The following is a 16971-nucleotide window of genomic DNA, read 5'->3' on the forward strand; positions in this document are numbered from 1 at the left end:
ACAAAAACTGAGACAGGGACGACTTTTTCTTTCAGCAGTTGCTTCTCCAGCGTTTGCTGGTTTAATAGGGCGATAAATTTTACTTTGATTGAAACAGGGATTGAGAATGCAAAAGCTGATTAACGCCGTGCAGAACTATGCATGGGGAAGCCACACCGCCTTAACTGAACTGTATGGCATCGCCAACCCGGACAACCTGCCGATGGCAGAGCTGTGGATGGGGGCGCATCCGAAGAGCAGCTCGCAGATCCTGGCGGCAGACGGCCAGCCGCGTTCGCTGCGCGAAGTGATTGACGCGGACAAAGCCGCCCTGCTCGGCGACAAAGTGGCGCAGCGCTTCGGTGAACTGCCGTTCCTGTTTAAAGTGCTGTGCGCCGCGCAGCCCCTCTCCATTCAGGTCCATCCTAACAAGCAGGCCTCCGAAGAGGGTTTCGCCCGCGAGAACGCCGCCGGCATCCCCCTCTCCGCCGCCGAACGTAACTACAAAGATCCGAACCACAAGCCGGAGCTGGTCTTCGCCCTGACCCCGTTCCTGGCGATGAACGCGTTTCGCGAGTTCAGCGAGATTGTCAGCCTGCTGCAGCCGGTGGCTAACGCGCACCCGGCGATCGGCGCCTTCCTGCAGCAGCCGGACGCGGCTCGCCTGAGCCAGCTGTTTGCCAGCCTGCTGAATATGCAGGGCGAGGAAAAAGCGCAGGCGCTGCAGGCGCTGCGCGAGGTGCTGGACCGCGAACAGGGCGAACCGTGGCAGACCATCCGCCTGATCGCCGAATTTTATCCCGACGACAGCGGCCTTTTCTCCCCGCTGCTGCTGAACGTGGTGAAGCTGAATCCGGGCGAAGCGATGTTCCTGTTTGCCGAAACGCCGCACGCGTATCTGCAGGGGGTGGCGCTGGAGGTGATGGCCAACTCGGATAACGTGCTGCGCGCCGGCCTGACGCCGAAGTACATTGATATCCCTGAGCTGGTGGCCAACGTCAAGTTCGAGGCCAAACCGGCGGGTGAGCTGCTGACCCAGCCGCAGCGGCACGGCGCGGAGCTGGACTTCCCGATCCCGGTGGAAGATTTTGCCTTCTCGCTGCACGATCTCTCCGCCGAAGCCAGCGATCTGGCCCAGTCGAGCGCGGCGATCGTTTTCTGCGTCGACGGCGAAGCCCTGCTGCGCAAAGGCGACCAGAGCCTGACCCTCAAGCCGGGCGAATCGGCCTTTGTGGCCGCCAATGAGTCGCCGGTGCAGGTCAGCGGCCATGGCCGCGTGGCGCGCGTGTTCAATAAGCTCCAGTAAACGACAGACCTTTCAGGTCGCGCTTACTGATTATGACAACTCAGCCAGGCGGTCTCTCCGCCTGGCTTCATTTATGGACAAATGCTATGAAAAAATCGCTGGTCGCAGCAGGAATCATCGTGGCGCTGGGCGTGGTATGGACAGGCGGCGCCTGGTACACCGGCAAACAGCTGGAAGGCCGGATTGCCGATATGGTGCAGCAGGCTAACGCGCAGTTACGCAGCAGCGCGCCGGAGTCAGGTCTGGAGCTGAGCTATCAGGACTACCAGCGCGGGCTGTTCAGCAGCCATCTGCAGCTGGTGGTGAAGCCGATCGCCGGTCAGGCTAACGGCTGGCTGGCCGCCGGGCAGAGCGTGGTGCTTGACGAGGTGGTCGATCACGGCCCCTTCCCGCTGGCCTCGTTAAAAACCTTTAATCTGGCCCCGGCGATGGCCTCGGTCCACACCACGCTGGTGAAAAACGACGCCAGCCAGGCGCTGTTCGAGATTGCCAAAGGCAATACCCCCTTTACTGTCGATACGCGCATCGCCTACAGCGGCGACAGCCAGTCGGCGATCGTCCTCAATGCCCTCGACTACGCCAAAGGGGATGAGAAAGTCACCTTCAGCGGCGGCGAGTTCCAGCTCGACGCCGACCGCGACGGCAAAAACATCAGTCTGAAGGGCCAGGCCGGCAGCGGCCAGATCGATGCTCTCAACGAATATAACCAGAAGGTGCAGCTGCGCTTCGTCAACCTGACCACCGACGGCGCCACCGAGCTGGCCAGCTTCAACGAGCGTATCGGCCAGCAAAAAATGACCCTCGATAAACTGGCCATCAGCGTCGAAGGCAAAGAGCTGGCGCTGGTTGACGGCATGGCGCTGGACGGCGGCTCCACGCTGACCAAGGACGGCAAAGGCGTGAACAGCCAGGTGAACTACACCGTCAACAGCCTGAAGCTGCAGGGTCAGGATATGGGTAGCGGCAAACTGACGCTGAAAGTGGATAACGTCGACGGTCAGGCGTGGCACCAGTTCAGCCAGCAGTACAGCGCGCAGTCTCAGGCGCTGCTGGCGAAACCAGAGCTGGCGCAGAACCCGGAGCTGTACCAGCAGGCGCTTACCGAAACCCTGTTCAATGCGCTGCCGATCCTGCTTAAGGGCAATCCGTCGGTGACTATCTCACCGCTGAGCTGGCGCAATGCCAAAGGCGAAAGCAGCCTCAACCTCTCGGTGCTGCTGAAAGATCCGGCCCTGGTGACCGCCCCGCCGCAGACCCTGGCGGACAGCCTGGATCGCGTGGTGCAGTCCCTTGACGGCAAAGTGGTGATCCCGGTGGATATGGCGACGGAGTTTATGACTAAGATCGCCGGTCTGGAAGGCTACCAGCCAGCCGACGCCGCCAAACTCGCCGATCAGCAGGTCAAAGGCCTGGCGGCGATGGGCCAGATGTTCCGCATCACCACCATGGAAGATAACGCCATCAGCAGCAGCCTGCAGTACGCGAACGGCCAGGTGACGCTGAACGGCCAGAAAATGCCGCTGGAGGATTTTGCCGCGATGTTTGGTCTCGAAGCGCCTTCGTTACCGGACAGCGCGCCGCAGGAGGGCCAGCCGCAGCAGGATGACGCCGCGCCTCAGCAGGACGACGCCGCCCCGCAGCCGTAATTTATCGGCTCAGGAGACGGCCAGCGCGCGCCGTCTCCGTCATTTTCTCGTCACCAGCCGCGGGGGCATGATCTGATTTCGCGTCTCGCCCGCGCCCTCCTCCAGCCGCCGCAGCATCGACTCCGCCAGCGTTTTCCCCATCTCGCGCGCCGGGGTGGTGACCCAGGTGAGCGGCAGGTCGTCAAGCGCGGCCTCAGGCACATCGGCGAACGCCGCCAGCGCCACCCGCTGCTCGAAGTAGCTGTCGACGCCATCTTCCCCGCTCTGCCTTCCGGCGCGCAGCAGACCGAACCACGCGCCGGTCGCCGGGCAGAAGGTGGCGATTATGCCGGGGTATACCTATGGTCCCGAAGGCAATGGCTTTCTGCGCCTCAATGTCGGCTGTCCACGCGAGAAGCTGGAGCGCGGTGTCGCAGGGCTAATAGCCGCCCTGCGCAGCCTTATCTGATGCGCCGGCAAAGTGAATTATCTGGTTGTCAAACCCTATCCTGCCTGCCAGATGGCTGGCAGGATGATCGAGGCTTTTCCCCTGGCGCAGGCAAACCCTGTAGCGGCCATGAATGACTCTCGCGCCCGGCTGATGTCGGCATTATTAAAATAATTTTGATATTCCTCAAAACTTTTTTAGGCAGGAAGCGGTATTAATTTGGCCGCTTAATCATTGCTTACACTGGTTTATTGAGGAGGAGAGCATGAAAACCTATGACCGTAATCGTAACGCTATTGCCACCGGCAGTATGGTCATGATCGCCGGTAACGGTACGACGGGCGTGATTAAAGCGATCCATGGCGAGGGGAAAACCGCCGAGCAGCTGCGTCGGGCGGACTGCGTGGAAATCGACGGCTGCGAGGGCCGCTTCTGTCCGTTAGATCTGATCCGTCTCGGTTTCCATTAATCCCTGCCGCCAGGGCAACATGAGCAGGCCACCCAGGGTGGCCTCTCCTTTACCGGCCTGATACAGGCGCTTAGCGAAAGCTCCACTGAATACTCATCACAAAGATCGCCGGGAGAATAATCCCGCCCTCGACGCCGAAATAATCGGTAAAGTTATACTGCAGACCATGATAGATATAGGGCGAAAAACCGACGCCGGTGATTTTTTTGGCGGTGCGGTAGGTGCCTGAATCGCCGCAGTGGCTGAAAGCGTCAAAGAAAAATTCCCCGGTATAGGCATACACCCCTTTCAGCAGCCAGCCGGTGTCGTTTTGCAGCCAGTCGCGGCGCACGCCGAGGGTCAGACAGCGATCGTCGAAGCTGTTTTTCATGGTGCCGACCAGCGCGCTGTATTTTGAATCCGCTGAAAACTTGCGCTCCACCGAGAAAAAGTTGTTGTTGAAATGCTCGTTATATTGTCCGTGGTTGCCGGTCATGTGATAAACATAGGAGCCGGTATTCATCGAATAGAGATTTAATTCCCCGGCCTGCGCCGACGGCATGGCAACCAACAGCAGCCCGGATAACACAACCCATAATTTATTCAACATTCAGTAACCTACGCCACACCCGTAAAAAAGAACCCGGCATACTATCACCGCTAAGCTAAACCAAAGGGCAATCAGATAAACCGGCGCTCGTCGCGGCAGGCAAACATGACGCTATATGCACTATAGCAGTCGCCCTCTCGCCTGGTGAGCGCCAGCGGCTATACTGCAGACACATTCATCTCATCGATTAAGGACTGCTGTGTTAGCCACTCTCCTCGTTGCGCTGGTCGCTATTATTCATCTCGCCATCCTGGTGCTGGAGATGTTTTTCTGGGAAGCGCCCGCCGGGCGCCGGGCCTTTAACCTCAGCGCCGATTTCGCCCGGGAAACCCGGGTGCTGGCGGCCAACCAGGGGTTGTATAACGGTTTCCTGGCCGCCGGCCTGGCGTGGGGGCTGTGGCTGGGGGAGTCCGGCGAGCCGGTGGTGATCTTTTTCCTCGCCTGCGTGCTGGCCGCCGGGATATTCGGCGCGCTGACCGCCAGCCGCAAAATTCTCTATATTCAGGCGCTGCCCGCGCTGCTGGCGCTGCTGGCGGTGCTGGCGCAGGGGTAGGGCCTTGATCTAAAACAGAGAAAGCTGGCGGTAAGGCGGATACTATGTGCCCCCTTCGGTCGGTCATCGACCTTTAATACCTTCTGAGTTCAGAGGCATTTTTATGACATGGCAATCCTTCAAACAGGCCTGGCTTATCCGGTTCTGGTCCCCCGTCCCGGCGGTCATCGCCGCGGGCATTCTCTCAACCTACTATTTTGGCATCACCGGCACCTTCTGGGCGGTGACCGGTGAATTTACCCGCTGGGGTGGCCAGCTGCTGCAGCTGCTGGGGGTCCACAGCGAACAGTGGGGCTATTATCAGCTGATCCATCTCGACGGGACGCCGCTGACCCGCATCGACGGCAGGATGATCATCGGTATGTTCGGCGGCTGCCTGGCCGCGGCGCTGTGGGCCAATAACGTCAAATTGCGCTTGCCACGCAGCCGGATCCGCATTGTGCAGGCCGTAGCCGGGGGTATCATCGCCGGGTTCGGCGCGCGGCTGGCGATGGGCTGCAACCTGGCGGCCTTTTTCACCGGCATTCCGCAGTTCTCCCTGCACGCCTGGCTGTTTGCCATCGCCACCGCCATCGGCTCCTGGTTTGGCGCTCGCTTCACCCTGCTGCCTCTTTTTCGCATACCGGTAAAAATGCAAAAGGTATCCGCTGCTTCGCCGTTAACCCAAAAACCACAGCAGGCGCGCCGCCGTTTCCGCCTGGGCATGGTGATCTTTTTCGCCATGATCGGCTGGGGCCTGCTCACCGCCGCAGACCACCCTGCGCTCGGCCTGGCGATGCTGTTCGGCATCGGCTTCGGTCTGCTTATCGAGCGCGCGCAGATCTGCTTCACCTCCGCCTTTCGCGATATGTGGATCACCGGCCGGACGGTGATGGCGAAGGCGATAATCTTCGGCATGGCGGCGAGCGCCATCGGCATCTTCAGCTATGTGCAACTGGGGATGGCGCCGAAAATCATGTGGGCCGGTCCCAACGCGGCGATTGGCGGGCTGCTGTTTGGCTTTGGCATCGTGCTGGCCGGCGGCTGTGAAACCGGCTGGATGTACCGGGCGGTGGAAGGCCAGGTTCACTACTGGTGGGTGGGGCTGGGCAACGTTATCGGCTCCACGCTGCTCGCCTGGTGCTGGGACGATATCGCCGCCCCGCTCGCCACCCACTGGCAAAAGGTCAACCTGCTGAACGCTTTTGGTCCCTTCGGCGGACTGCTGGCGACCTATCTGCTGCTGCTGATCGCCCTGCTGCTGGTGATCGCCTGGGAGAGACATTTTTTCCGCCGCCAGTCGGCAGCGGTCCGGACCGCGAAGGAGAGCGCATGAAGAACATCATCCCTGATTATCGCCTGGACATGGTCGGCGAGCCCTGCCCCTATCCGGCGGTCGCCACCCTGGAGGCGATGCCCTCCCTGCAAAAAGGCGAGATCCTCGAAGTGATTAGCGACTGTCCGCAGTCGATCAATAACATTCCGCTTGATGCCAGGAACCATGGCTATACGGTGCTGGATATTCAGCAGGATGGCCCGACCATTCGCTATCTGATCCAGAAGTAACCCCGTTTCCCCGCCGGCGACCTTCATCGCCGGTATGGGTTTCCCCGTCTCCCGTCACGCCATTTCCTCACCACCAGAGGGGCCGTGCAGGCAAACGATTGCAATACATTGTAACACTTGAAACGATGTTCCAGTTATCCAATAACCCTTAATATAACGCGCCTATATTATTAAAATACGAATAAGTAACTTCGTGAATGGTTTCTGCCGCTACCGGCCAAAGCCGCACACCGCAACACAATAAGGATAGAAATGGAACTGCTGGCCAGGCTGGGTCATTTTTTTGAGCAAGTGCGTGCAGATGCCGATTTTGCCACCTTCGCCAGTGAACTGCGTCGGCATCAGGTCTCGTGTTATATCTACTTTGTCTCTACCGGCAATATGAATTTTGTGATGGCCAACGACGAGGTGATCACGATAAAAAGCGCCCGCGGCCTGCTGCGCGTGCGCAGCGCCCCCAGCCATCGGCTGACCTCGGCCGCGGTCATCCGCCATTTTGCCGGCGCCATCAACTTTGAGCAGTACTGCAGGGATCTCGCCAGCGCCGGGGTGTTTAAGTGGAGCGTCGACCTGGACGAGGAGACTCGCCACTACTGGTCGAAGGAAAACAGGCTGCTGTATAAAGAGAGCCTGATTCCCCCCTGAGCGGGTCCCAGGGGGAAGCCTGGCCTGAGGGGTCAGCCCTTAATCGCGGGTCTGCACCCAAAAGGCGTGGATCAGGCCTGGAATATAGCCCAGCAGAGTCAGAATAATGTTGAGAATAAACGCCCAGCCGAAACCTTTCCCCAGCAGTACTCCCAGCGGCGGCAGAATGATAGTAAAAACGATTCTCCAGAATCCCATAAGCTCTCCCTTTATCTAACGGCAATATTTTACTAAGTTATTCAATAGTTAAGCATAGACGCTTTTCATCGCTTCGCCAGCAGGCGGCCCCCTCATCTCCGGTAACAAAAATTATTCCCTGCCGTCACGGATAAAAAAGCCCGCCAAAACATCCACTTTTCTGGCTCATGCTGCGGGCCCGGCAGCGAACCGCACAGATTGTCAGTTGACCTGGCTGCGAGTCAGGACTAAGCCTGGAGGAGTTTTATCACATCGAGTCGTTTTACCAACCGGAGAATATCCATGAGTAAACTTGGGATTAATGGATTTGGTCGTATCGGACGTCTGGTGTTACGCCGTTTATTAGAAGTCGACAGCAGCCTCGAGGTGGTGGCTATCAACGACCTCACCTCGCCAAAAGTACTGGCCTACCTGCTAAAGCATGATTCAAACTACGGCCCCTTCCCGTGGAGCGTCGACTTCACGGAAGATGCGCTGATCGTCAACGGTAAGACCATCACCGTGTATGCCGAAAAAGAGGCGCAGCATATTCCGTGGCAGGCGGCGGGCGCGGAAGTGATTGTGGAGTGTACCGGGTTCTACACCTCGGCAGAGAAATCGCAGGCCCATCTCCAGGCCGGCGCGCGCAAGGTGCTGATTTCCGCCCCCGCCGGCGAGATGAAAACCATCGTCTATAACGTCAACGATGACAGCCTGACGCCGGATGACACCATCATCTCCGTCGCCTCCTGCACCACCAACTGCCTGGCGCCGATGGCCAAAGTCCTGCAGGATGCCTTCGGCATCACCGTTGGCACCATGACCACTGTCCACGCCTATACCGGCACCCAGTCGCTGGTGGACGGGCCGCGCGGTAAAGATCTGCGCGCCTCCAGGGCGGCGGCGGAAAACGTCATCCCGCACACTACCGGCGCGGCCAAAGCTATCGGCCTGGTGATCCCCGCCCTGAGCGGGAAGCTGAAAGGCCATGCCCAGCGCGTACCGACCAAAACCGGCTCAGTGACGGAGCTGGTGTCGGTGCTGGAGAAAAAAGTGACTGCGGATGAGGTCAATCAGGCGATGAAGCAGGCGGCAGAGGGCAATGAATCCTTTGGCTACACCGAAGAAGAGATTGTCTCTTCCGATATCATCGGCAGCCATTTCGGTTCAATCTACGATGCCACCCAGCTGGAGATTGTGGAGGCCGGCGGCGTACAGCTGGTGAAAACCGTCGCCTGGTACGATAACGAATACGGCTTTGTCACCCAGCTGATCCGCGTGCTGGAGAAATTTGCCCGCTAAGTGAACGGCGGACAGCCTGCGCTGCCCGCCGATTCTGCATTGAGCGCCTCAGGCCTGCAGATAGACCACCTGAGTCTGCAGGTACTCATTCAGGCCATGGCGGCCATCTGCGCCGCCGATCCCCGATTTACGCCAGCCGGCGTGGAATCCCTGCATCGCCTCAAAGTTCTCGCGGTTGATATAGGTTTCGCCGAATTTCAGCCCCTTAATCGCCTTCATCGCCACATTAAGATCGCGGGTATAGATCGAGGAGGTCAGGCCATAATCGCTGTCATTGGCCATCGCCAGCGCTTCATCGAGCGTCGAAAACGCCACCACCGGCAGCACCGGCCCGAAGGTTTCCTCATGGATAATATCCATCTCCTGACGCACATCCAGCAGCAGGGTCGGCGGATAAAAATAGCCTTTCCCCTCCTGCGGCTGACCGCCCAGCGCGACCCGCGCCCCCTGCGCCACCGCCTTTGCCACTTTGCGCGCCACCTGATCCCGCGCGGCGGCGTTAATCAGCGGCCCCATGGCGATGTCATCCCGCGCCGCCGGGTCGCCATACTGCACGGCCTTCATCGCCTCGCCGAGGCGGTTGACGAAGCGGTCGTAAATCCCCTGCTGAACATAGACCCGCTCGACGCAGTTGCACACCTGCCCGGTGTTGATCACCCGCGAGTCCACCACCGCCTTCACCGCCAGCTCCAGATCCGCATCGTCCATGACGATGGCCGGCGCTTTGCCGCCGAGCTCGAGGCACACTTTGGTGATATTTTTCGCCGCGGCGGCCATGATTTTCTCCCCCGCCGCTACGCTGCCGGTCATGCTGACCATCGCCACCTTCGGATTGCCGGCCAGCTCCTGGCCGACGGTTTCCCCACGGCCGAGCACCAGGTTAAAGACCCCTTTCGGCAGCCCAACCTGGTGGACGATCTCGGCGAAAGCGATGGCGTTGTTGGGCGTGAATTCGCTGGGCTTAATGACGATAGTGTTGCCGGTGATCAGCGCCGGCGCCAGCTTGCGGGCGATAAGAAAGAACGGGAAGTTCCACGGCAGGATCCCGGTGGTCACCCCCAGCGCGCGTTTGAAGACGAGGATATTCTCCCCGGGACGGTCGCTCTGCACGATCTCCCCTTCATACCGCCGCGCCCATTCGGCCATGTAGTCGAGATAGTCGGCGGTAAACGCAACCTCCACCGCCGCCAGCTGCTGGATCTTGCCCCCTTCAGCGACGATCAGCCCGGCGATGTCGTCGGCACGCTGACGAATGCCAGCGGCAATTTTGCGCAGCCAGCCCGCGCGCTCAATGGCCGGCAGCGCCTCCCAGGCCGGCTGGGCGCGCTCTGCGGCGTCAATCGCCAGTCGCGCCTCTTCCGCGGTCCCGTCTGGGATCCGCGACAGCAGCGCTTCAGTCGCCGGGTTAAGCACGTCGATCCAGCCGTCGCCGCGACCGGTAACGAACTGGCCATCAATATACATTGGGTGTTGAACGGGTGCTGTCATGGCTGCTCCTGTGGTGCATTTGTATTTAACAAGTGATTTTTTTGTTAAATATCGGGCGGATAAGCCGTGGCTTCGCAGCACGTTGGCGCATTTCTGTGAGCTGATTCATAAAACCGGGCCTAAAATGGCCGGTTGAGGTTACATTTCAATAACACAAATTGCCCGTTTGCGATAAATCTGCCGCAAACGGGCATTTTTCAGCCGAGGAGGCGGGCCTGCAGCGCCCCGGCAAGCTGGTCATCCTCCCGCAGCTGTCGCCAGGCGTCGAGGATCGCCGGCGGGAAGGTCACGTGGCTGATAAAGTCTTTCCCCCGCGGACCGTACCCTTCAGGGGAATCCTGCAGGCGCGGCAGCTCGCCCAGCAGCAGCGCGAGGTAGCGGGTCACCGGCCACAGCCCCGCCCCGCCGCCCGCGAATCCCAGCTGGCCGTCGGTCTGCTCCAGCACCGGCGAGCAGCCGGGAAAGCTCAGCCACTGCGGCGGCGTCGTCGCCCCCTGCCAGACGCGGGCGAAGGTGGCCATCGTCCGCCGCTGCATGGTGGGGTCCTGAATGACGATCCCGCGACGATGGGGGATCCTCCGGCTCTCCAGCATTGTGCGGGTAAAGCGCGCGTTTTCCCCGCAGTTGGTCGACCGATCCTCCACCACCAGCCGCGGGCGAGGAATGTGCCAGAAGTCATGCGCAATATCCGCCAGAATATGCGCTTCCGGGCGGCCCTCCACCGCGAGCGAACGGTAGCGGGGATCCTCGCGCACCGCCTCATACAGAAAACCGGTGGAGTGTCCTATGCCGCCGCTGATCAGCAGCGGAACCGCCTGCTCCTTCGCCAGCCGGCAGGCGGCGTCGATGGTGGGGATCACGGCATTGCCAGCCAGCACCACCACATCCACTGCCGGCGGCGCGGTCAGCGTCGCCAGATCGTTCTGCGCCAGCCAGCCGCCAGTCAGGTTAGCCGCCGCCAGCGTCGTCGCCGACAGCGGGGGAAATTGTTCTGCCATTCTGATCTCCTTAATCACCTCTCAGCCGCGCAGAGAGGATAGTCCGGCCATCATAAACGCCGCCTGCCGGGGCGCAAAGCGACGTTGATTTGTAACCATTTTGAAATAACAAGAAACATCTAAAAACACGCAGGTTGCACCTGAATAACTGACCATGAAAATAACAAAAAACAGCAAAAACAGGTGGAAAATAAAAATTTACCTTGCGGTTATACCAGACAAAAGCGCGTTTTCTCGCCCGCGTTGCCGAGGGATAACTTGCCAATTGTAACCATCAACTCTAAGTTGCTTAACAATTACACAACCTTTTTTCACATCAGGTTGCACCCTGCACGCACAGAGTGACACCTGACCTTTTACCGTGGCGGGAGAACGTTTCGTAATGAGCAATCCAGAAAGCAACACTGCATCCATTCTGCAGAAAAACAAGAAGGTCCTGATCGCGAGCCTGACCGGCAGCGCCATCGAATGGTTCGATTATTTTCTCTATGGCACTGCCGCCGCGCTGGTGTTTAACAAAATCTTCTTTCCGATGGTCGACCCGGTCATCGGCCTGATCCTCTCCTGGCTCTCCTTTTCGCTCACCTTTTTTATCCGCCCCATCGGCGGGGTCATTTTCGCCCACATCGGCGATCGCATCGGTCGCAAGAAGACGCTGGTGCTAACCCTGTCGCTGATGGGCAGCGCCACGGTGGCCATTGGCCTGCTGCCCACCTACGAGATGGTGGGCCTGTGGGCGCCCGCCCTGCTGATTACCCTGCGCATTATTCAGGGCATGGGTATCGGCGGCGAATGGGGCGGCGCGCTGCTGCTGGCCTACGAATACGCCCCGGAAAAGCGGAAAGGCTTTTTCGGCAGTATTCCTCAGGCCGGCGTGACCATCGGCATGCTGATGGCGACCTTTATCGTCTCGCTGATGACCCTGTTCGATGAGGCGCAGTTTCTTGCCTGGGGCTGGCGCATTCCGTTCCTGCTCAGCTCCGTCCTCGTTTTCCTCGGCCTGTGGATCCGCAAAGATATCGACGAAACGCCCGCCTTTAAGCAGGTGAAACAGTCTGGCCAGGTGGCGAAGGCTCCGCTGCGCGTGACGCTCAAACACCACTGGCGGGAGGTGCTGATCGCCGCGGGTCTGAAAGTGGTGGAGACCGCCCCCTTCTATATCTTCTCTACCTTTGTGGTCAGCTACGCTACTACCACCCTGAGCTATCAGAAGTCGCAGGCGCTGGAATCCGTCACCCTCGGCGCGCTGGTGGCCACCGTGATGATCCCGCTGATGGGGCTGCTGTCCGACAAGGTGGGCCGGCAAAAGATGTACACCCTGAGCGTGGTGCTGCTGGGGCTGTTTATCGTTCCGTGGTTCCTGCTGCTCGACACCGGCACCAGCTGGGGCATTATGCTGGCGACGATCGTTGCCTTCGGCATCCTGTGGGCGCCGGTGACCGCGGTGCTGGGTACCCTGTGCTCAGAGATTTTCAGCGCCAATGTGCGCTACACCGGGATCACCCTGGGTTACCAGCTGGGCGCCGCGCTGGCCGGGGGCACCGCGCCGCTTATCGCCACCGGTCTGCTGGCGAAATACGATGGTGACTGGCGACCGGTGGCCATCTACCTGGGCGTTACGGTGGCGATTTCGCTGCTGGCGATATTCTGCGCCAGCCGGATGAAATCCGTCCCTGGCGCGGCGCGCCCCCGGGCGGAAAGCGCCTAACCGCAGCCGGTCCGGGTCGACCATCCTGCCCGGCGGCGCTGCGCTTGCGCGGGCCTACGGGGGATCATACCGCGGGTGAAACTGCACCCTTCCGGGCCCGGTAAGCATCCAGGCCCGGTAAGGCGCCAACCGCCACCGGGCAGTAAAGCCGCTGCGGAGCCGAGTATCCCGCCCGGCGGCGCTGCGCTTGCGCGGGCCTACAGGGAGTTCGCGCCACGTGGGAAACCGCTCATCCCAGGCTCAGTAAGACAGTAGGCCCGGTAAGGCGCCAGCCGCCACCGGGCAGACAAACGAGAACAACGGTTAAGACGACTTGTAGCCGGCCGCCAGGGCCGGCGGGTGTCAGGCGCTCTGATTGTCCAGCTGAAGCTGCCCCTCGCGCCGCTGCTTCAGCTTCCAGAAGGCCCACAGCGCGATAAACCACAGCGGAGAAGCCAGCAGCGCCAGCAGCGTGTCCGGGTCAAAGATCATGATGAAGATGGCGAACGCGAAGAACAGCAGGCTCACCCAGCTCATCGCCACGCCAAAGGGCATCTTAAAGATCGAACCGGCGTGCAGGTCCGGACGCTGACGGCGATAAACCAGATAGGCCACGAGGATCATCCCCCAGCTGAACACCACCATAATCGCCGCCAGGGTCGAGACGATGGTAAACAGGGTCATCACATTCGGCACCAGGAACAGCAGCAGCGTACCGATCAGCATACAGAAGCAGGAAAACAGCAGGCTGCGCACCGGGATGCGGGTGCTGCGCGACAGAATGCGGAACTGCCAGTGCGCATGCTTCTCCACCGACAGGCCGTACAGCATGCGGGTGCTGGAGAAGACCCCGCTGTTGGCCGAGGACATCGCCGAGGTCAGCGCCACGAAGTTAATCACCGCCGCCGCCGCGGGCAGCCCGGCTTTGGCAAACAGCGTCACGAAGGGGCTGGTCTCCGCCGACACTCCCGGCCAGGAGGCGACAGCGATGATCACCACCATCGACAGCAGATAGAAGATGATAATCCGCAGCGGCAGGGCATTGATCGCCTTGGGCAAAATGCGCTGTGGATCGCGGGTCTCCGCCGTCATCGTCCCCAGCAGTTCGATGCCGGTAAAGGAGAAGATCGCTATCTGGAAGCCGGCGAAAAAGCCGGTGATACCGTGAGGCATAAAGGCCGTCGGGTCGGTGAGATGGCTCAGAGAAGCCGTCACGCCGTCCGGAGAGGTCCAGCCGGTGGCAATCATCCAGCCGCCGGTGGCGATCAGGGCGATAATGGTGATCACCTTGATCAGGGCGAACCAGAACTCCGCCTCGCCAAACATTTTCACCGACAGCAGGTTGAGCAGGAACAGGATAGCGAGCATGCTGAGGGCCGGCATCCACGCCGACAGCTCGGGGAACCAGTACTGCATATAGCTCCCGCACACCACCACGTCGGCGATACAGGTCACCACCCAGCTCAGCCAGTAGGTCCAGCCGAGATAAAAGCTGGCCTGCGGTCCGAGATACTCGCCGACAAAGTCGGCAAACGAGCGGTAGTCATGGCGGGTGAGCAGCAGCTCCCCCATCGCCCGCATCACCATATAGGTAAAGAACCCGACCAGCACATAGATAACCAGAATCGAGGTGCCGGCGACGGCGATGTTACGCCCCGCCCCCATAAACAGCCCGGTGCCGATGGCGCCGCCGAGGGCGATCATCTGGATATGGCGGGCGCCAAGCCCGCGCTTAAGCTGTGACGCGCCTTCACCTCCGGCGGCAGATGGCGCCTGATGTTGATGTTCAGTCATGGTGTTTCCTCAGGCTGGTTGCGGGAGGCGAAGCGCCGCGGCGCGGAGCAGCAGCCCGGCGCGCTGGCCGGTGGCGACCCCGGCATTGGGAAAGAGGATATAGGGGGCCCGGGCCTGCACCACCCACCGTTTCTCTGCCTGGCGGGCGATCTCATACCCTGCCGGGAGCGCGGTGAAGTTCTCGACGTTGGCCGCCAGATTGAGCGTAAATTCCCCTTCGCGCTTGATGATGCTCTCCTCGACCAGGAAGTAATCCACCGGCGCTTTGTCGCGCGGGGGCAGCGGCGCGTCAGAAATCCAGGCCCGGATCGCCGCGTCGGCAGCGGCGAACAGGCTGAGATCGTTGGCGCCGAACGGCATCACTTTTCCCAGCTCAAGGGTGGCGCTTTGCGCGGCGAATTTTTCGCAGGTGAAATGAGTGAAGGTGCCGCCCGCTTCGGTATGGCGCACGATGGCGTCCATCCCGCTGGCCTGCAGCAGCTGGTAGAAGCCGGGCGAAAAATCCTCCGCGTGGGCCGGGAGCAACGCAAACTGGCGATACAGCGACCCGCGAATGGCGGTATGCATATCGAGATGGCTGCGGCTGACCGGCCCCGCCGCATCGGCGGCGCGATAGAAGGCTTGCACCGCCTGCTCGAGGGCAAAAGCCCGCCGCGACTCATTGCCCGGGGAGACCGCCAGATGGCGGCCGCCGAACAGGCGATTGAGGTCGTTGTGCAGATAGCGACGCGCGGCGCGGATCGCCGGCAGGTTACCAAAGACGATCAGCAGCGCCTGGGTGAGCGGCTGCCGCCCCTGGCTCAGATCGTGGGTCAGCTGCAGCAGCAGCTCGGTCGGCGCGGTCTCATTGCCATGGACGCCAGCGGAGAGGATCGTCGCCTGACGCCACGGCGTGGACGGCAGCAGCTGCAGGATGCCCTCGCCCAGCCAGCGGGCCTCAATGTCCGCCGGAAAGGTCCACTCCTGCAGGCGACAGTGCAGTAAATCGTTAACCAGATGCTCCATCTGCCGCTCCTTAACGCTGAAAATCATAGACAGGGCCCAGACGCAGGATCTGCGTCAGCTCATCCAGCGCCTGATAAACCTCGCGCAGCAGCTGCGGGTCCGCCAGATCGCGGGCGTGCAGCCGGTCACGGTAGTGTTTTTCCACCCACGCCGTCAGCTGCTGGTAACGCTCGTCGTTCATCAGGCTGTGGGCGTTGACCGCGTCGCGCTCCGCCTCGTTGAGCACCACCCGCAGCCGCAGGCAGGCCGGGCCCCCGCCGTTGCGCATGCTTTCCCGCAGGTCAAAAACCGCCACTTCATCGATCGGCGACGCGCTGTCGGCCGCCAGGTCGCCCAGGTAGCGCCAGACGTTTTCCCGCTGCCGGCACTCCTCTGGCACCACGATCAGCATCTTGCCGTCGGGTTTGCTCAGCAGTTGGCTGTTGAACAGATAGGAGGCCACGGCGTCATCGAGCGACACCCGCTCGTCCGGCACTTCCACGCTGGTAAACGGGATATCGAGACGGTCGCTTTTTGCCCGCAGCGTCGCCAATACTGTCGACTGATCGACAAACGCCTGCTGATGGTGGAACAGCACATGGCGATTGCTGACCGCGATAACGTCGTTATGAAACACGCCGCGATCGATAGCCTGCGGCGCCTGCTGGGCAAACACCGTATAGCGCGGATCCAGCTGGTGCAGACGGGCCACCGCTTCGCTGGCCTCCAGGGTCTGCCGCGCCGGATACTTCACCGGGGCGATGCCGCCGCTGGCGCGTCGACCGTAGACAAACAGCTGCACGCCCTGACGATCGTACTCCCGGCAGAAGCGGTTATGGTTGGCCGCCCCTTCGTCGCCGAGGTCGCCATGCTGCGGCAGCGCCGCGTGGTGGGCGAAGAAGCGCGGATCGGCGAAGGTGGCGCGCAGGATCGCCGAGGTGGTGGGCGCCTCCTGCATGCGGTGCAGCTTATTGTTCAGGTTGGCGACAGTGAAATGGACTTTGCCATCGGCGCTGTCCGCCGACGGCGAAACGGTCGCCGCGTTGGCGGTCCACATCGACGAGGCGGAGCTGAAGGCGGAGAGCAGCTGCGGCGCCGCCTGGGCCGCCTGGCGGATGACCTGCTCATCGCTGCCCTCGAATCCCAGGTCGCGCAGCAGGCGCAGGTTCGGCCGCGGCTGCGGCGGCAGGATCCCCTGCACGAATCCGCGATCGGCCAGGGCTTTCATTTTATACAGCCCCTGCAGCGCGGCCTTTTTCGGGTTAGAGAGACCATCGCGGTTATTTTGCGAGGCTTCATTGCCGACGGAGAGTCCGGCGTAGTGGTGCGTCGGGCCGACCAGGCCATCAAAGTTAGCTTCAAAACCAGACATATGTCCTCAC

General features: G+C 60.9%; 17 protein-coding genes and 2 pseudogenes. 11 read left to right on the forward strand and 8 right to left on the reverse strand.

Annotated elements, in window-relative coordinates; all coding sequences use genetic code 11:
* Positions 1-106 precede the first annotated feature (106 nt).
* Together manA and ACLH1U_RS05335 are read left to right on the forward strand one after the other, a co-directional pair.
* Positions 107-1285 carry a mannose-6-phosphate isomerase gene (gene manA / locus ACLH1U_RS05330; RefSeq protein WP_121936122.1) on the forward strand — a complete coding sequence of 393 codons (1179 nt, stop codon included), beginning with the start codon at positions 107-109 and terminating at the stop codon, positions 1283-1285.
* 86 nt (positions 1286-1371) lie between these two features.
* Positions 1372-2931, forward strand: a complete 1560-nt coding sequence (locus ACLH1U_RS05335) for a YdgA family protein (RefSeq protein ID WP_044522689.1) — start codon at positions 1372-1374, stop codon at positions 2929-2931.
* 39 nt (positions 2932-2970) lie between these two features.
* On the opposite strand, the pseudogene ACLH1U_RS05340 reads toward ACLH1U_RS05335, so the two are convergent.
* Positions 2971-3240 (reverse strand): annotated as a pseudogene (locus ACLH1U_RS05340) (substrate-binding domain-containing protein); the annotation flags it as partial.
* Between ACLH1U_RS05340 and ACLH1U_RS05345 the strand changes: the two are divergent.
* A pseudogene (locus tag ACLH1U_RS05345) lies at positions 3227-3379 on the forward strand (transcriptional regulator); the annotation flags it as partial. The pseudogenes ACLH1U_RS05340 and ACLH1U_RS05345 overlap by 14 nt on opposite strands.
* A gap of 244 nt (positions 3380-3623) precedes the next feature.
* Positions 3624-3827, forward strand: coding sequence for a putative selenium delivery protein YdfZ (gene ydfZ, locus ACLH1U_RS05350; RefSeq protein ID WP_004151566.1), 204 nt, complete (start codon positions 3624-3626; stop codon positions 3825-3827).
* 70 nt (positions 3828-3897) lie between these two features.
* On the opposite strand, the gene ACLH1U_RS05355 is transcribed toward ydfZ, so the two are convergent.
* Positions 3898-4377, reverse strand: a complete 480-nt coding sequence (locus tag ACLH1U_RS05355; RefSeq protein WP_275256723.1) for a hypothetical protein — start codon at positions 4375-4377, stop codon at positions 3898-3900.
* Between the two features lie 238 nt (positions 4378-4615).
* Here ACLH1U_RS05355 and ACLH1U_RS05360 point away from each other — a divergent pair, with 238 nt between their 5' ends.
* The 4 genes from ACLH1U_RS05360 (at position 4616) to ACLH1U_RS05375 (ending at position 7159) form a co-directional block, all read left to right on the forward strand.
* Positions 4616-4969 (forward strand): DUF1304 domain-containing protein, encoded by a 354-nt coding sequence (locus tag ACLH1U_RS05360; protein ID WP_049013302.1) that lies wholly within the window; start codon positions 4616-4618, stop codon positions 4967-4969.
* Positions 4970-5072: 103 nt separating this feature from the next.
* On the forward strand, positions 5073-6284 hold the full coding sequence (gene yedE / locus ACLH1U_RS05365; RefSeq protein ID WP_023289489.1) for a selenium metabolism membrane protein YedE/FdhT: 1212 nt from the start codon (positions 5073-5075) through the stop codon (positions 6282-6284).
* Positions 6281-6514: a sulfurtransferase-like selenium metabolism protein YedF gene (gene yedF, locus ACLH1U_RS05370; RefSeq protein WP_004204092.1), complete on the forward strand. Its 234-nt coding sequence runs from the start codon at positions 6281-6283 to the stop codon at positions 6512-6514. Before yedE ends, yedF begins: the two co-directional genes overlap by 4 nt.
* A gap of 252 nt (positions 6515-6766) precedes the next feature.
* Entirely contained in the window at positions 6767-7159 is a 393-nt protein-coding gene (locus ACLH1U_RS05375; RefSeq protein WP_032452685.1) for a DUF1398 domain-containing protein, read from the forward strand.
* A 39-nt stretch (positions 7160-7198) separates the two neighbouring features.
* Here the strand turns inward: ACLH1U_RS05375 and ACLH1U_RS05380 are convergent, their stop codons facing one another.
* A complete protein-coding gene (locus ACLH1U_RS05380; protein ID WP_002903230.1) occupies positions 7199-7357 on the reverse strand; it encodes a YqaE/Pmp3 family membrane protein in 159 nt (52 codons plus the stop codon).
* Between the two features lie 282 nt (positions 7358-7639).
* Between ACLH1U_RS05380 and gap the strand changes: the two genes are divergently transcribed.
* Positions 7640-8638, forward strand: coding sequence for a type I glyceraldehyde-3-phosphate dehydrogenase (gene gap / locus ACLH1U_RS05385; protein ID WP_411299113.1), 999 nt, complete (start codon positions 7640-7642; stop codon positions 8636-8638).
* A gap of 48 nt (positions 8639-8686) precedes the next feature.
* Here the strand turns inward: gap and aldA are convergent, their stop codons facing one another.
* Positions 8687-10126 carry an aldehyde dehydrogenase gene (gene aldA, locus ACLH1U_RS05390; RefSeq protein ID WP_411299114.1) on the reverse strand — a complete coding sequence of 480 codons (1440 nt, stop codon included), beginning with the start codon at positions 10124-10126 and terminating at the stop codon, positions 8687-8689.
* On the opposite strand from aldA, the gene ACLH1U_RS05395 reads away from it, so the two are divergent.
* Positions 10125-10262, forward strand: coding sequence for a hypothetical protein (locus tag ACLH1U_RS05395; protein ID WP_048334914.1), 138 nt, complete (start codon positions 10125-10127; stop codon positions 10260-10262). The genes aldA and ACLH1U_RS05395 overlap by 2 nt on opposite strands.
* A gap of 61 nt (positions 10263-10323) precedes the next feature.
* Here the strand turns inward: ACLH1U_RS05395 and ACLH1U_RS05400 are convergent, their stop codons facing one another.
* Positions 10324-11124 (reverse strand): YdcF family protein, encoded by an 801-nt coding sequence (locus tag ACLH1U_RS05400; RefSeq protein WP_411299115.1) that lies wholly within the window; start codon positions 11122-11124, stop codon positions 10324-10326.
* Positions 11125-11506: 382 nt separating this feature from the next.
* Between ACLH1U_RS05400 and ACLH1U_RS05405 the strand changes: the two genes are divergently transcribed.
* Positions 11507-12832 carry an MFS transporter gene (locus ACLH1U_RS05405; protein WP_023289485.1) on the forward strand — a complete coding sequence of 442 codons (1326 nt, stop codon included), beginning with the start codon at positions 11507-11509 and terminating at the stop codon, positions 12830-12832.
* A gap of 342 nt (positions 12833-13174) precedes the next feature.
* On the opposite strand, the gene ACLH1U_RS05410 is transcribed toward ACLH1U_RS05405, so the two are convergent.
* Genes ACLH1U_RS05410 through astB form a run of 3 tightly spaced genes read right to left on the reverse strand, consistent with a single transcriptional unit; the run spans position 13175 to position 16961 of the window.
* Positions 13175-14605, reverse strand: coding sequence for an amino acid permease (locus ACLH1U_RS05410; RefSeq protein WP_032452677.1), 1431 nt, complete (start codon positions 14603-14605; stop codon positions 13175-13177).
* Between the two features lie 9 nt (positions 14606-14614).
* Positions 14615-15610, reverse strand: a complete 996-nt coding sequence (gene astE / locus ACLH1U_RS05415; RefSeq protein WP_032452676.1) for a succinylglutamate desuccinylase — start codon at positions 15608-15610, stop codon at positions 14615-14617.
* Positions 15611-15620: 10 nt separating this feature from the next.
* On the reverse strand, positions 15621-16961 hold the full coding sequence (astB, locus tag ACLH1U_RS05420; protein WP_032452675.1) for an N-succinylarginine dihydrolase: 1341 nt from the start codon (positions 16959-16961) through the stop codon (positions 15621-15623).
* Positions 16962-16971: the final 10 nt, after the last annotated feature.

This window comes from Klebsiella sp. 1SOBk5mer (genome assembly GCF_046603115.1).
Lineage (GTDB): Bacteria > Pseudomonadota > Gammaproteobacteria > Enterobacterales > Enterobacteriaceae > Klebsiella > Klebsiella quasipneumoniae.